Here is a 16,372-nt window from a genome sequence, read left to right as displayed (position 1 = left end):
ACCGTGGATATTGAAGGATTTGTAAATTATCATTCTCCTTTTATTCATGAATCACAAGGCAAAGAGGGCGTAATTGTTTGGAATAACGGTTACATCAAGCTTTCTGTAAAAACATCTGAAATTCCATTCAAAGTTTTGATTGGAGTTGAGAAAGATAAAGAAGTCAAGTCATTGGGTAGCTTAGCTCCCAAAGGCTTGACTTCTTTTTTTGAGTTCCGTTCATATTTGGAACAGGCTAATGGTGAGCTAGACATTGGGATCTGGGTCGATGTTGCTGCCAATCAATTATGCTTTGCCCGTCACTTGTTCGGAATGTGCCCGATTTATTACATGCACATTCCACATCAATTCCTCGCATTTTCGACAAATTTGGCAACACTTGTGCGAATGCAGGAAGTTAAGCCCTATGTTAGTATCGATCGGAATCGCATCATTAATTACACGACTTTCCGTGCTGATCAATCCACTGATTATTCCGAGGACACTTTCTACCAAAACATCAAGTCTGCGCTTCCTGGGCAACTTTTAAGTCTTGCACCAAACGATAAGTCGTACGCCACATTCACCAAGTTCAGGATTTCCGAATGGTCAGACTTAAATTCAGTGCCGGAATATGCTGAGGCATTCCGTGGGTTGCTGACAGAATCGGTGCAAAAAAACACAAGTGATCCCTCACAACTGCTTGGTTCACACCTGAGCGGCGGACTTGATTCTTCATCGATCAGCTCCATAGCAAAACTTCTTCATCCGGAAAGGCCGCTTCACACGTTCTATTATAGCACGAGAGCGTACAAAACAGACGACAATCTATTCGCAAGAGATGTAGCCAGAGATATTGGATCATTTCATCATGAACTCGTTCAGCCGACTGACGATCTAGCCATTGTCCGGTCAAATACAACTATTTATGGTCGCCCATTGGCCTCGCCTATATCACCCTCGTCCGAAGCGGCGGTTATGCGGCTTGCAAAAGAATTGAAGTGCAATGTTCTAATGAATGGCAGTGATGGCGACTCAATTGTTGGAAGCGGATTGGAGTTGCCAGAGCTGTTATGGAAAAATAGGGATTGGAACACATTAAAAAAATTACTCCGCGAGCGTGTTAAATATTTTTCACTTTCACACCAATACAAAAATTGGGAAACGTTAACCTTTGAACAGCAAGCTTCCATAGTCGAACAGAACTTCATTTATAACAGATTGACAGCGCAAGTTCGGCGAGCTGGACTGCTCAGTTCTTACCAGACATTTAAGGAAGTTTCTAAGCACTTTGACATTTCCATGGGATACTTCACCATGCGAATAGCAAAAGCTTTGAAGGCAAAAGTTGAGAGCACTTCCATACAGCCCGTTACATTGTTGCGAGACGACTTTAAGAGAGCAAATTTTGCACAAAAACCAACGCAAAATAAGCTGTCCGTCTCTTTGAGAGGTGATCTTTCTGCTGATTATCAGCAATGGTTCGAGGATGTTTTTAACCATCATTCAATCGCATTGAACGAAGAAAGATTTGCCCTTACCAATTACTATGGTTTCAAGAACAGCTCACCATTTTACGACAAACGCCTGTTTGAATTGTGCATTTCTATTCCTGCGATTGTCAAGTTTGGAAACGGACAAGGCAGGGCTCACTTCCGGGAAGCGATGAAGGGAATCTTGCCTGAACATGTGCGCACGAGGCATCAAAAAGCAACCGTAGGATCTTTCGGCAAAGAAGTTACGCTTCGGTTGTACGAGCAGTCGCGCGAATTATTGACAGATTCCAACGAGGTTTGGACCGTGATAGATAAAGAGAAATTTGCTGACACAATGAGGTTTTTACAAACAGAAGGATTGGACGACAATGCCTACAATCGAACCTTGTTCCACGTCACAAGAACCATCTCCCTGGCCGCATGGTTTGAATGGTTGAAATCGAATGACATTCCGATAAGGATTTGATTGTCAGTTCGTTTCGCGCAAATCCCTTGATTAATCATTTCGCAATTACAATCTTTCCTGAAACAGTTGCTTCACCGTTTCCTTGCTGCTTAACCACTGCTTTGTAAATATATACACCCGATGTCACTTCTGGCTTCCAATACCAATCGCTTGCAGCCGAGGAAGGCGTAAAAAGATGTTCCGCTCTGAGGTTTCCGCTTAAATCGTAGATGGTATAATTGATTGTCTGCAAATTTCGGGCATCGTAACCTTCCGCGTGGAAGCGGACATAATTGGACGCGGGGTTGGGACTTGGCACAACAGAAATCTTCATTTTGGACCCCATGATATTAAATTGCGTTTGATAAGCATTCAAACCAGTTGCTCCCTGGGAATCTTTCGAATTCACTAAAAGCTGGTAAACACCCGCTTGCAATTCAGATGCATAAGTCGCTTGGAATGAGCGGTCTGTCAGTTGAGATAATTTAATGTCAGTGAAATTAAGCCTCTTGAAATCACAAGTGTTGTCAGCGCAGGATTTGATAAATATTTCCAAAAGCGCCGTGTCCATTGGCATGAATCTGTCGTCCGCAAGAACAAAGCTTATTTCGGGATTGGCAGCCACAATTTCGCCATTTTGGATAACACGGCCGTCAAAAAACACATTCAATATGGGAGGAACAATGTCCTTCACTATCTCGGCTGGATAAAGAGATTGACCTTTCGCAACACTCCAATCGACAATCAATTCTGCTGAATTATTTGCCTTACTGATCTCAACAAGTAAGTTTTCCGGATCAATTTTGGCCTCAACCCTGTTGAGATTTCGTTTGTTGGGAGTCAAAACATAGATCGTGTCCAGGTTTGAGACTGCGGGAATCGTTTGCAATTTCGTATCCTGCTTGCCATCCTCATAAAAATACTTGATCTGCACGCTAACCTTCTCATCCTTATTATATCTTCCCTGATTTCTGATAATCAAAGCTGTTTTCAAAGATGTTGATTGCTCAATGGTTTTACCTGCCGCGTCAGCCGATAAAAATATACTTTCATTGGGTCGTAGCGAATAATCGGGAGAATTGACGCTGATCATATGAAGCGCGGGATCGCCTTGCAACAATGCTTGGTGTACATTTCCGACGTCATAACTATTATAGCCCGTGGCGAAAATCTTCTTTGCAACCTCCTTCTGCACATTTCCTATCGACAGCTTTGATATTTCACTATCGAGAAACATGGCCGTGTATAACTGTTCAAGGTATTTTGTCGTAGAAGAAACGTAAGTGTCGAATGTGTTGGCAATGAGCGCAACCGTCCCTCTTTTAGGCGCAAGAATCCAGTCTAGCGATAGTGCTATTCTGTCCGAAGCCGAAGGACTTGGGTTAAAGCGCCCGCTGAACACATTTCCTACACCGCAGCCGTTGAAATACATCAGCGGATACTTACCTCGATTATTATACGCACGCGCCGCATCGGTAATGTAACCAATGTCAAGATCGGTTACCGTGGTTGATCCATGGCCAAAATAGGTCAGCAATCCCACACCGGAATTAATCTCAGGAGTAATATTCACGGATTCAACCTCTCCTATTCCCTGCTGCTTTACGAAAGGTTTTACAATGGCACCGGTGTAACCCTTCTCAGCCAACGGCGCTAGTCCGGAAAGAATATTTTTAAGCTGCGTTATTTCCTGTGCTGACTTTCCACCATTGAGATGGAGAACATTCTTTTGCCAGCTGACATCCCCATCAAGCGCTGTTTCGTGTTCTTTGACTTTGTCCAGATAATCATAAATATGCTGGTTTGTCAATGCGGAAAGACGGCCGACGGGAACTGCCGGCGTCTCCTTCGGGCTGCCGGCCAGGCCTTCAACAAGCAATAAATCGGATCCTGGAAAACCTATCGTTGGAACTTCGTTAGGCAATTCTCGAACCATCCGCTCATTGAAAGCGATTGACTTGCCAATCAGGAATAAATGCTTGTCTTTACTATTGTCGGAGAGCATGTAATCCATAAAACGCCTGATTCCGACAGGACTTGGCTCGCCAAAGTTGAACTGGTTGTAAATGTCTTTAATGTCCGCGACTAAGGGTTTGAAACTTCCTCCTTCCGCAGACGCCCGATATTTTGCATAAGCATCGGCGCCTTCTCTAAGATTTTCACTCGTAATAATGATGTAGTTGTAATCCTTAGGCGTAGCTCTCTTTAAGTCAAGACTTGTTACGCTTGTTTTCGCAACGGTAATCGCCTCGCTGGTTACATATAATTCAGTGTTAGCACCCGTTTTCACCGGAACCATCAAGCTGGTAATCTTTCCTGTAATAAGTTTTGGAACATCCCGGTCTGTAATGTCATAGACTGTGCTGCTTGCTGGCGCATTGTTTACCGCTAACTTTGCCCAGCCATTGCTTGCACCTTTTAGATTAAAGGTGTAAGACTTATTCGCACCCATATTGACATTTTGCGGATAAGTGATTGTGTAGTAGGCCAACGAATAACGGTCTCTGGTGTCCGTACTAACTGATTTTAATGAAATCACGGCTTTCCCATCCGCGTTCAGGTCACTTGCCTCCAATGGAAATGAGTAAATGGAGGCTGTGAAGTTGGTGTTAGGAATTTTGTGAACCAAACGCAATGATTGCTCGGTTTTACCAGCCGAAACTTCCACAACGCGTGAACTGTTGCTTCGCCCATGAATCATCAACTTTACGATCGGCTTTTCAGAAGCACCCACAGATCGGTTCACCAATTGAATGTTATAGTTGGTGACTTTTCCGCCTAGAACCGTGACGCCGGTTTTACTCGCACCATTTTCGAAAAAGCTGTTGAAGAAGTCTGCCCGAATCGCGCTGAGTGTACTTAGTGAATATTCGTTGCTGAAAGAGGTAACATCTGTCTGGCTGTGAGCAGCCGTTAACTTGATATTTTCATCGGCTGCCTGGTTAATCACTTGCGCCCGAAGACCGTTGTTGTCTCCTATTGTCAAAAAATATGAACTTTCATCCGAGTAAAGGCTTGTGTAGGGATTGAGCCTGCCACTCATTGGTCTATATAACAACGAATCGATTGCTCCGTCGTTTGGGACTCCGTAGAAAACGATTTCATTATTGGCAGTGCTCACAATTGCCACTTGCTTTCCCCGGTGCCACATTTGAATCTTTGCGGGTGCATCAACTGGAAAACCAGCTGGAAGCGCAGCAAACGGCACTTTATGAATTCCTTTTTGGGAAACTACAACCTTTGCGTAAGGCTTTCCGTAAGTTATCCAGCTATTTGTATAAGGTGGTCCCCATTGCGCAAAAACGCTAAGGGAACCACTTATTAATATGGATATCAACAAAAAAAGAGCGAGGTATTTTTTTTTGCAAAACATATCGAAAAAAGCAAAGTATAGTGTGAGTTCTAATGTCAATTGTGCCAGAAATGCTTAGTATTTGATCACCTTTTTGGTATACTTATCACCATTCACTGTGGTGATTTCAATCAAATATTCTCCGGCAGATAAATTAAGCAAGCTAACGCGCTTTCCGACTTCATTGCGGCGAAGCACTTTCCCGCTCGCATTGATCAGGTTCCAAAATTTAATCGCTACGGGCGCTTTAAGATCAATGTCAACAAAGTCAGCCGTCGGATTAGGCGAAACCGATAATGTGCTTGTGTTATTTCTCGTTACGGAAACGATTGACGAAGCAGTGCTGATGCCGGGTTTCGTTTGTCCGCCTACGATTTCGTCAAGGTCAACTTGTGTCAGGCGATAATAGCTCGTGCCATCCAATGGATTAGAATCAATAAAGCTATAAGCATGCTCCGAATTGGAGTCACCCTTGCCTTCAACCCTGCCAATTGATTCAAAATTTCTTGCATTGTAACTTCTTTCAACAACGAAGTGACTGTTGTTTTTCTCTGATGCGGTTTTCCATGTTACTTCCACATTGTCAACACCATTTACTTTCGCATCAAACGAAATCAGATCAACTGGAAGCGCGCCTTCATTAAGCAGCACCCGCAATGCAGGATCTCCTTGCAGCAACACCTGATGGATGTTGGCACGATCGGCGTCATAATAAGCAGCGACACGCCCGTTTTGCACAGGATTATAAGTGTAGCCTTTTGCAATCTTGGTTTGTGCGGCCACTTCCCTAAGAATCTGTCCTATTGTTCCGCGCTGCGAATCATTTTTGGAGAAAATCAATGGATAAAGTCTATCCAGATATTCATTGGAAACACTCGCATAAGCATCCCAGTCATTTCCAAACACAACAATTGCCCCCTTGGCTGGTGCCAAAAGCCAGTCCAATGACATTGGTCTTGAAGAACTTAGATTTACACTTTCGTCGAATAAATCACTAAAAACATTCCCTACTCCACAGCCGTTATAGAACAGCACCGGATATTTCCCAGTGTTATTGTAACCCTTCGCCGCATCCGTAGCATAACCTGCATTAAGGTCTGTGCGATAGGTAGACCCATGTCCGAAATAGCTCACCATTCCCAAACCTTTCACAGCGCCCTCTCCGTTCAGCTCGGTCGAAATGGATATTTGCTCCTGCACGTCCTGAGGAATGCTCTTGATTTTTTTCAAAATGACTCCTTGGAAAGGCGCATTGGTAACCGCACTACCAATTGCGGAAAGATATCCTGAGAACTGATTGATTTCAAGCTGATCCTTTCCTCCGCTCAGGTGCATCACATTCTTTCTCCATAAAAGATCTTTCTGCGATTCGTAGGTTTTGATTTTATCAAGATAATCCGTCACATGCTTTTCTGTGATTGCGGATATTCTGCCAACGGGAATTGTTGGGACATCCTCGGGAGTTCCTTTTAACCCATCGACAAGCAATATGTCAGAACCGGGGAAGCCGATCGTTGGAACTTCATTATTCAATTCCTTGACAACCTTGTCAGGACGAGTTACCGACTTTCCAATCAGCAATAAATATTTTTCCTTATTATTATCCGAGATCATATAGTCAACAAATCGGCGAATGGCAACCGGACTTGGCTCGCCGTAGTTGAATTCATTGTAAATGTCTTTGATCTTTTTAACCAGCGGCTTATATCTTTTGCCTGGTGACTCTGACTCGCGGTAATCTGCAAACAACTTGCCTGCATTAGCAAGTGTTTCATTCGTAACGATTAGATAGTCAAAGTTAGATGGCGTCGTTTCTTTGAATTCAACGGTTGAGATTTTTCCATCCGCCACTAAAACGGTCTCATTTGTGGCCAATAATTTAAGCGGACCATCGTCCCGCGTAACCATTAGATTGGCAGCAGAGCCCTGAATGATCCTTGGCTGGTCAACCTTTGAGATGTCATAAAAAAGACTTGCCGCCGCAGGTGTTGTAATCGGAATTCTCGACTTCGAATTAGCACTTACCGCAGGAAAATTGAATTCATACGAATTAAGCCCCTGCATATCAATGGCCTGATTGTAAGTTACTGTGAAGTAAGAAACGGAGAAGAAGTTTTGTGCAACAGTTGCTCTAAAACCAAAGGTTCCGCCGGTTCCGTCCACAAAGTCAGCAGACGTCAAAGGGAAGTTAACTTCCAGCGGCGCAAATTCAGAAGTAAAAACCGAGGTCACCGCACGTAAAGTGCTAGGCGTTTTTCCAACAAAAATTTCCGCCTGTGCACTGCCGTAACGGCCACTCAAAAGGACCTTTACATTCGGAACTGAGCCCGCCAGCAGGTTCTTCACATTGAAAGTAAATGGCTCCGGAACGTAGTTGTTCGTATAATTGATCGGCTTCGGATTCGAAGTATGCGTTGTGTTCAGGCTGGTTGGAATTGGAATTCTGCTTCCGGTTCCTGTTTTGCCCTCTTCAAAATAGCTGTTTAACGTTGTCGGTCGCAGCGAGTAAAGCGTCGTGTGCGTATACTCGTTCTGGTATGTTTTCAACTCCGTTTTAATATGCGATGTCAGCGCTGCGATGCCGTTATCAACTGGGGTATTTTCCACGACAGCACGTGCACCGTTAGACGAGCCAATGGTTAGGAAGTAAGCACTTTCGTCGGAGAATGTACTGAAATAAGGATTTTTCCTCGATGACGGCAGACGGTAAAGCAGTTCATCGGAGGCTCCGTCATTAGGAACGCCATAGAAAAGAATTTCGCTTGCATCAGCTTTGATCAGACTCACCTCGTTGCCTCGGTGCCATAATTGAAGCCTGGCTTTGTCAGCATTTTGAAAATCAGCGGGCAGCGCACTGATCGCAATTTTGTGAATGCCTTTCGCATTAACCCCGATACGAACCCATTTTTGTCCGTACTTGCCTTGCAACCACTCATTTCCGTTTACGCCGCTCCATTTTTGGGCAAAGGCGCTGCTTCCACCTTGAAGCAGAATGATGTAAAGTAAGATGTGTTTGAGAAGAAGTGTAGAATTTTTAAATCTCATATAAGGACCATTTAATTATATTGCTCAGTTGAAAATGTACTGTTTTATTTGTTGGAAACGACGATTATCCACTTTTATTTAGTTAACAAATTTACAATTATTTGCAGGCGGAACAAGTTCGTCGGCATTTTTTACAGAATTCTCCCAATTTATTCGTCATACTAATTCTATTTGCACCTTGTAACAATGTTAACGGCACGATTTTTTCGTGATCCGACAAAATCGTGATTATATTTGCCGGAACGCGAATCTAAAACTTAAACAACTTTTAATATGATGAAAAAACTAATTTTCTGCGCCTGGATAGCTGTTATTGGAATATCGCTTGGTTGCGACGGTGACAAAGGTGACGTTGGACCAGCAGGGCCTGCGGGACCCGCGGGACCAGCTGGTATGAAAGGTGATACAGGCGTTGCCGGTGAAGACGCGTTGGGTGCGAGAGTGATCACAACTGCCTCGGTTAAGTCTGATAAAGGTGGTTACACATTCGGGATCAGCAACCTGACACCAGCCGATACTACATTCCTGAGCACTTGCGGTGTGTTTGTTTATGTTAAGAGCCAGAATTGGTGGTGGTCATTGCCAGGAGTTGTTGAATTTTCAGCAGGCAAGTCTACAACATTCAATTTCAAACAATCGCTTCGCAACGGAAGAACATTCTTTGTTGATATAAGACCGATAAGCTGGTCAGAGGATCAGCCAACGGCGCCAGATCGCGTTTTCGAGTCAATACGAGTTATACTTGTTCCTACGGAATCATTCAGACGCGCGAATGCAACGGTGGATTGGAAAGATTATAATGCTGTTGTCAAAGCATTAAACATCAAAGAATCTGATTTCATTGAAGCAGATTTGTAAAAATTAGTTTTGAAAATATTGGGCTGCTTACGTTTGTAGGCAGCTTTTTTTATGCCCTTTTTTCACCGTCCCAAGTTTTATTTGCTTCAAATCAAGAACTTGTAAAACGTCTAACTTTTATTTTTGAAATTAAACTATTTTCGGGTTAAGATGTGTTATGTTAACTCTGACAATCAATTTATTGTACTTTTCCGGGGTTATACGTCCCATTAACATACTATTTTTTCTCCGATGATTACCAAAAATTCTTCTGAAACGATCTCCCCTGATGTTGTTTTAATTGGGGCCGGTATCATGAGTGCCACGCTGGGAGTTTTGCTTAAAAAACTGAATCCGGCGATCACGATTTCGATTTTCGAACGACTCGACCGGGTTACGGCTGAAAGCTCTGACCCTTGGAATAATGCTGGAACCGGACATTCCGCTTTTTGCGAATTGAATTATACGCCCCAATTGGAAGACGGCTCTGTTGAAACTGTGAAGGCAATCAAAATTGCTGAATCGTTTGAGGTTTCAAAAGAATTTTGGTCCTATCTCGTTGAAAATGGGATCATTGAGTCACCTGATGCATTTATCCACAACATTCCACATCTAAGCTTTGTATGGGGTGATGACAATGTTGACTATCTCAAAAAACGCTACGAGGGCCTTACAAAACATCACCTTTTCCATGGGATGGAATTTTCGGAGGATAAAAATGAGATCAGCAACTGGATTCCGTTGGTGATGGATGGCAGAAATCCGGACGATAAAGTGGCCGCGACCAAAATGGAGCTGGGAACTGATGTCAACTTTGGAACGCTTACCAAATTCATGTTTGAATATTTGGAAGAACAGGAAGGCGTTAATTTATATTTGAATCACGAGGTCGATGATTTTGAGAAAAAGAAAGACGGCTCCTGGATCGTCGAAGTGAAAGACCGTGCGACTAAGAAAACAACCAGCGTTCAAACCAAGTTTGTATTTATCGGAGCAGGCGGCGGCTCATTGCCTCTTCTCGAAAAGTCGAACATTCCGGAAGGAAAAGGTTTTGGCGGATTCCCTGTCAGCGGTCAGTGGCTTGTATGCAACAACCAGGATATCATTGAAAGACACCAGGCCAAGGTTTACGGAAAGGCCTCCGTTGGCTCACCTCCAATGTCCGTTCCTCACTTGGACACACGGATGATCGACGGCAAAAAAGCGCTTCTGTTTGGCCCTTATGCTGGTTTTTCCACCAAGTTTTTGAAAAACGGATCATTCCTAGATTTGCCTTTGTCGATCAAATTAGACAATATTCGCCCGATGCTTGCAGCGGGAATTCATAACATTCCTTTGACCAAATATCTGATCGACCAGGTGAGGCAATCGCCGGAAGACAGACTGGAAGCATTGAAAGATTATCTGCCGGAAGCGAAACTGGAAGACTGGGATCTGGAAATGGCCGGACAGCGTGTTCAGGTGATTAAAAAAGACAAAAAAGTGGGCGGCGTGCTTGAATTCGGCACCGAAATGGTAACTGCCGCAGACGGTTCACTTGCAGCATTGCTAGGTGCATCTCCGGGCGCTTCCACATCCGTTTCCATTATGCTCGAACTGATTCATAAGTGCTTTAAAGAAGCCAAGTTAGCCGAATGGCAGGCGGAACTCAAAAAAATCATCCCGTCTTACGGCAAATCACTAGCCAAAGATGCCGAACTCGCAGCCAAAACCCGCGCATGGACAACCGAAGTTTTACAGCTCGGCGCGTCGCATTATTCGGAGGAGCTGACTGCTTGATATACCACATTGCGCTGTCTTGATTGATTTGTGCAAATACATAATTTTAGTAAGCCTTGGAAAGAACTTCCAGGGCTTTTTTTATCTAGCATACCTTTCTCATCCATCTTGGACCCAGGTATATTTTCACACTATCCACCAAAACAAGATGAGAAAACGAATGTTTCCATTACAAAAAACCGGAACGTCCCCTTCGAAGATTTTCAAAGTTGCATTTACAGCAGCCCTCCTATTTGCAGGTCAAAGCATTTTCGCACAAGGTGTCGGCATCAACACCCTCCAACCCGATCCCAGCGCCGCGCTGGATGTTGGGGAACGGACAAAGGACTTTTGATCCCCCGCATTGCGCTACAATCACTTTCAGACAACACAACTATCCCTAATCCGGCGAATGCTTTGCTTGTATATAATACAAACGCAGCAATTGGTAAAGCTGGGTTCTACTACAATTCCGGAACATCTCAGAATCCTGTTTGGAGTCCAATTGGCGCGGAAGCGAATCTGGCGCTTCCATATGCAAAAACAGGAAATGGTCCTGGGGCAGCATTTTTTATCGAAAACACCAATGATGCGCCGACATCCTCAGCCATTACAGGCAATAGTGTAGATGCCATCGGAATAAGAGGTGTTTCGCAAAATGGAAGAGGAGTTGTAGGCGCTGCTATTTCAAACGGAACCGGTGTTTTTGCTTCCAGTGCAAACACAAACGGCACCGCACTTGAAGTAAGCGGACCGGTTAAAATCTCAGGACCGGGACAATCCCCCGGAGCAGGAAAAGTGCTTACCTCGGATGGGAATGGGAACGCTACTTGGGAGAATATTGTGGGGAATGTCGCGTTTCGGGCGAGTGGGGTGCAGGGAGGGGGGAGTGAAATCTTGGCTCCCGGGTCGACCGTGAAGGTCGCTTTTGCAAATCAAGATTATGACATTAGCGGAAATTACAATGATTTAAATGCTTCTCCCCATAGCACCTTTATAGCACCTGTTAACGGTATTTATCATTTCGATTTGAAGCTCACGTGGAATAAGCCATTTGACATAGAAACCTACGATGTCCTAACGAGCTTTATAAGGACAAGAAACGGAAACTCCATTTCAGTGGCAAATGAGTATTTCAAAAGTAATTTTTCGGGTGCGACAAAATCTTCACTCGATTTGCAGCTTATTCAAGGGGACATGATACACATTGAAGTTGAAAATCCTGGTGCGAGTGGATTCGAAATATTCAAGGCCAACGAAGACGGCCATTTCAACGGAAGGTTAGTTCTAAAGCAATAATATCTAATTTACAAATGTTTAGTATTATGAACAGTGTACATGCTGCTTTGCTATTTCTCTTTTGGCCAATTGCACTAACTACCCAAGCACAGCTTCTTACCGGCAATATCGATCTAACCATTCAAACCGGAGCAGTCATTACCATCAACGGCCTATCACTCGCTCCGTCCCAGGATTTGGTTTTGAAAAACAATAGCCTAATACATTCAGATGTTGCCATTGTCGGAAAGCCTACCAACAGCATTAACCGCGTTTACAAATTTTCTAATCAAATCAACTTCACCGGGAAAATCGGAATGCAATATGCCCCATCCGAGCTTAATGGGAATGATGAGTCGCTTTTGCAGTTTTCGTTTGCGAAGGAAGATTTGATTTATTCTGTTCCTACTAATTTGAGTGCGGTGAATGTGAATACGCATTATTTGGAAGAGATTGTTGCATCAAAGGAGATGGTTGTTGTAACGGCCACCGAGTCTGGAAGCATTTTACCGGTCAAGCTTATCGACTTTGTGGCTATTGGCAATGAGGATCGGGCGTTGTTAACTTGGAGTACTTCGGAGGAGAGCAATAGTGATCATTTCGAAATTCAGCATAGCGCTAATGGCAAAACGTGGAAAGAAATTGGCCATGTTGACGCTTCTGGCGAAAGTAAAATGCGAACGAATTATGCATTCGAACACAGAAATCCATTGAAAGGCGAAAATTTATATCGGCTTAAAATGATGGATAAAGATGGAAGTTATGCTTATAGTAGGGTTCGGGAAGTGCATTTAAAAGGCAACTATGATCTAACATTTCATCCGAATCCAGTGCAGGATTGGGTTTCAATTGAATCTGCTGATTGGGCATCATTCAAATCAATGAGCGTTACAAGCAGCAATGGAAAAACGTTTGTCGAGGTCAGTGAGCCACAAAAAAAGATCAATTTACAGGAGCTTCCAGCGGGGGTTTACTTGATTAGCATTACGCAAAAAGATGGCTCGGTCAAATCAGGCAAGATTTTCAAAAACTAGACATTAGATTTAATTTTTACACACTCACACACGTCCCGGAACGCATCCGGGACATTTTTTTATGGTGCGTTACCATGATTTAGAAAAATGTAAATGAATCTTTTAGCTAAATAATTGGTGCTTAGCGAAAAGACGCATACTTTTGTCTACCAATTTTATAGAGTAAGACAAACCACATTTTTACATTTATGAAAATAATTTACCAAGCCGCAAAGCTTTCCCTCTTCATTTTACTTTTTATCCCTCTCATTACGTTCGGACAAGGAAACAATTTCATTGAGATCTCAGGAAAAATTATTGACAAAACGGATAAAAGTGCATTACCGGGCGTAAGCGTTTTAATTAAAGGAACCGTAACCGGGACAACAACGGAAGGCGACGGAACATTTAAGTTGCGTTCAAAAGCAAAATATCCCTTCACCCTGATCATCACGAGTGTTGGTTTTCAGACTCAGGAATTTGAAGTTACCAGCCCCGGCTCAAACTTGAATGTTGAGCTGGTTACACAGACGCAACTCGCTCAGGAGATTGTAGTTACTGCTTCCAGGGTTGAGGAAAGCATTCTCAAATCGCCCGTTGCGATTGCGAAACTGGACATTCGTGCGATTCGCGAATCTCCGTCTCCATCATTTTACGACGCACTCGAAAACGTGAAAGGCGTTCAGATGACGACTTCAAGTCTGACCTTTAAAATACCAAATACACGCGGTTTTAACATTCCAAGTAATTATCGTTTCATGCAACTTGTCGACGGGATCGATATGCAGGCAGCGACATTGGGTGTGCCACTGGGCAATGCGATCGGGCCCACGGAACTCGACATTGCGAGCGTTGAGATCACGCCTGGCGCTGCTTCTGCGCTTTACGGTCTGAATGCGATCAATGGAATGTCTAACCTCTTGACCAAAAGCCCTTTCTTCTATCAGGGATTAAGCGTTTATCAAAAAACTGGGGTAAACCACGTCGGCGGCACAGGTCGCGATGCGAGCATTTTGACAGAAACTGCGATTCGCTATGCCAAAGCATTCAATAACAAGTTCGCTTTCAAAGTCAATTTTGGTTATATGAAGGGAACGGATTGGCTTGCGGACACGCGTTTGGACCAAAACCCAAACAATCTAAAAAGCGCAAACCCAAACTATCCTGCTTTAAATGGTGCTAACAATGTGGCATTTGACGGCTGGAATAAATATGGCGACGACGTCCTTGCGGGAAGTAACACGGTTTCTGTGAGCGGCTTAACCATCAATGGCAAAGCAAATCAGACATTGAATGTGGCGCGCACAGGTTATTGGGAAAAGGATTTGGTAAGCCCAAATGTGGATAACCTGAAATTTGACGCGGCTTTGCATTATCGTTTGAGTGATCAGGCTGAGATTTCTTACAGTTATCGTGTTGGTAAAATGGACGGCGTTTTCCAACGCGGAAATAAGATCCAGCTTGACAATGTGATTGTTCAAAACCATAAAATTGACCTGAAAGGAAGCAACTTCCTAGTAAGAGCATATATGTCGTTGGAAGATTCCGGCGATTCGTTCAATGTGAAGCCGTTAGCGGATAACATGGATCTCTCAACGGGCGGAAGCGGATCGGCTTGGGGCACGGCTTATAAAACGGCATTGAATACTTACGCGGAACAAAATGGCGGCGCTTTAACGGACGCGAACCTGGCAGCTGCAACGCAATTTGCACGCGGAGTTGCCGACGCGAAAAGGGCTGTTCCTGGAACGAAAGCATTTGATGATCAAAAGGCTTTAATCCGCAGCATTAATAATTGGGACATTAAATCTTCGACCATTCCTGATGCTCCTGCTTCGGGTGGTGCGGCTTTGGTTCAAAAAAGTCATTTGTATCACATTGAAGGTCAGTGGGATTTGTCAAAATATACAAAGGTTTTTGATTTACTGATCGGCGGTGACGCGCGTGACTATCAAATCACACCAGACGGAAACACATTTGTCGACTTTTCAAGACCCATCGCAGATCGTGGCAAACAATTGGAAGACGGCACTTTTGGTGACAAGATCAATTACAAGAAAATTGGCGCATTTGCACAGGTTACCAAGCTGTTTTTCAAGGATAAATTGAAGATTTTTGGTTCATTGCGTTATGATTACAACCCGGAATTTGACCCGAAAATGACGCCACGTCTGGCCGCGGTTTATTCACCAACGGTTAACAACAACTTTCGTTTCACTTATCAGCAAGGTTATCGCTTCCCAGGACTTTTTGAAGCGCTATCATATGTAAATAATGGCCGTGTAAAGCGTGTGGGCAGTTTGTCTTACATTAACGAAGGGCTTGGTTATCTGGACAACAGTTACACCCGATCATCTGGTGTGAATTTCAATGCGGCTGTAAATGCTGCGGTTGCGGCTGGCGCTAATCGCAATGAAGCTGCTTTGGCAAACCGTAATTTATTGGTAAAGGCACAGTTGGACAAAGGTCGTCCGGAGCAGATTCACTCTTATGAATTTGGTTACAAAAGCGTTTTCCTGAATAACACATTGGTTTTTGACCTGGATGCTTATACAAACACTTACGACGGTTTCCTTGGGCAAGTGCAGGTTGATGTGCCAAGAGGTCAGACAGTCGGAACGGATGCAGCGATATTGGCAATGCTGGACGCAAACCGCGACGCGGGCCAGGATCGTTATCGTGTTTATACCAATGCAAAAAACAAATACCGCAACTACGGCTCTTCGTTGGGACTGACTTATAACTTTTATAAAAACTTCACAGTTTCTGGAAATACAAGCTTTAACAAGATCAAATCCAACGCTACGACGGACATTTTCGTAACAGGTTTTAACACGCCGGAATGGACAGCCAATGTGCAATTTGGTAACCGTCAAATTGCAAAAAATCTGGGTTTCAGTGTCGTTTACAGATGGCAGGAAGCATTCCTGTGGGAGAGTCCGCTTGTGAATGGTGCGGTTCCGGCAATCCACACGGTTGATGCGCAAGTAACTTACAAAGTGCCGCAAATTAAGGCCAGCATTAAGGTTGGGGGCAGTAATATTTTCAACAGAAATTATATTCAATACGCGGGCGGCCCCACATTGGGCGGCTTGTATTATGCAGCACTTACATTTGATGGATTGTTAAACTAAGGTTCAAGTCAAAAAGCTCCTGCATATACAACATA

The 16,372-nt window shown here is 43.8% G+C and carries 9 protein-coding genes; 7 read left to right on the top strand and 2 right to left on the bottom strand.

Translation table 11 applies throughout. The annotated features are described in order from the left end of the window. Positions 1 to 3 precede the first annotated feature (3 nt). Positions 4 to 1,941: an asparagine synthase-related protein gene (locus LZG73_RS08505; protein WP_233848627.1), complete on the top strand. Its 1,938-nt coding sequence runs from the start codon at positions 4 to 6 to the stop codon at positions 1,939 to 1,941. A gap of 34 nt (positions 1,942 to 1,975) precedes the next feature. Here LZG73_RS08505 and LZG73_RS08500 read toward each other — a convergent pair whose 3' ends face one another. Together LZG73_RS08500 and LZG73_RS08495 are read right to left on the bottom strand one after the other, a co-directional pair. After that, positions 1,976 to 5,257 carry a C25 family cysteine peptidase gene (locus LZG73_RS08500; RefSeq protein WP_233847643.1) on the bottom strand — a complete coding sequence of 1,094 codons (3,282 nt, stop codon included), beginning with the start codon at positions 5,255 to 5,257 and terminating at the stop codon, positions 1,976 to 1,978. A 90-nt stretch (positions 5,258 to 5,347) separates the two neighbouring features. Further along, positions 5,348 to 8,317, bottom strand: coding sequence for a C25 family cysteine peptidase (locus LZG73_RS08495; protein WP_233847635.1), 2,970 nt, complete (start codon positions 8,315 to 8,317; stop codon positions 5,348 to 5,350). A 273-nt stretch (positions 8,318 to 8,590) separates the two neighbouring features. Here LZG73_RS08495 and LZG73_RS08490 point away from each other — a divergent pair, with 273 nt between their 5' ends. From LZG73_RS08490 to LZG73_RS08465, 6 genes are all read left to right on the top strand, one after another. Next, a complete protein-coding gene (locus LZG73_RS08490; RefSeq protein ID WP_233847629.1) occupies positions 8,591 to 9,175 on the top strand; it encodes a hypothetical protein in 585 nt (194 codons plus the stop codon). Positions 9,176 to 9,406: 231 nt separating this feature from the next. Next, complete coding sequence (locus LZG73_RS08485; protein ID WP_233847626.1) at positions 9,407 to 10,933, top strand: malate:quinone oxidoreductase; 1,527 nt, start codon at positions 9,407 to 9,409, stop codon at positions 10,931 to 10,933. Between the two features lie 160 nt (positions 10,934 to 11,093). After that, entirely contained in the window at positions 11,094 to 11,267 is a 174-nt protein-coding gene (locus tag LZG73_RS08480) for a hypothetical protein (protein WP_233847625.1), read from the top strand. 62 nt (positions 11,268 to 11,329) lie between these two features. Further along, positions 11,330 to 12,211 carry a hypothetical protein gene (locus LZG73_RS08475; protein ID WP_233847619.1) on the top strand — a complete coding sequence of 294 codons (882 nt, stop codon included), beginning with the start codon at positions 11,330 to 11,332 and terminating at the stop codon, positions 12,209 to 12,211. A gap of 26 nt (positions 12,212 to 12,237) precedes the next feature. Next, positions 12,238 to 13,224 carry a T9SS type A sorting domain-containing protein gene (locus LZG73_RS08470; protein WP_233847616.1) on the top strand — a complete coding sequence of 329 codons (987 nt, stop codon included), beginning with the start codon at positions 12,238 to 12,240 and terminating at the stop codon, positions 13,222 to 13,224. A gap of 188 nt (positions 13,225 to 13,412) precedes the next feature. Beyond that, positions 13,413 to 16,337, top strand: coding sequence for a TonB-dependent receptor (locus LZG73_RS08465; protein WP_233847615.1), 2,925 nt, complete (start codon positions 13,413 to 13,415; stop codon positions 16,335 to 16,337). The last annotated feature ends 35 nt before the right edge of the window (positions 16,338 to 16,372 follow it).

It is taken from the genome of Dyadobacter sp. CY326 (genome assembly GCF_021390515.1).
GTDB lineage: Bacteria > Bacteroidota > Bacteroidia > Cytophagales > Spirosomataceae > Dyadobacter.
The sequence above is the reverse complement of the archived record's forward strand: the minus strand, read 5'-3'. Positions and strand labels throughout refer to the sequence as shown.

What these genes read in the sequence shown, in the direction of transcription:
- LZG73_RS08495 (WP_233847635.1), bottom strand. Translation starts at nt 8,317, where the DNA reads ATGAGATTTAAAAATTCTACACTTCTTCTCAAACACATCTTACTTTAC.
- LZG73_RS08490 (WP_233847629.1), top strand. Translation starts at nt 8,591, where the DNA reads ATGATGAAAAAACTAATTTTCTGCGCCTGGATAGCTGTTATTGGAATA.
- LZG73_RS08485 (WP_233847626.1), top strand. Translation starts at nt 9,407, where the DNA reads ATGATTACCAAAAATTCTTCTGAAACGATCTCCCCTGATGTTGTTTTA.
- LZG73_RS08480 (WP_233847625.1), top strand. Translation starts at nt 11,094, where the DNA reads ATGTTTCCATTACAAAAAACCGGAACGTCCCCTTCGAAGATTTTCAAA.
- LZG73_RS08470 (WP_233847616.1), top strand. Translation starts at nt 12,238, where the DNA reads ATGAACAGTGTACATGCTGCTTTGCTATTTCTCTTTTGGCCAATTGCA.
- LZG73_RS08465 (WP_233847615.1), top strand. Translation starts at nt 13,413, where the DNA reads ATGAAAATAATTTACCAAGCCGCAAAGCTTTCCCTCTTCATTTTACTT.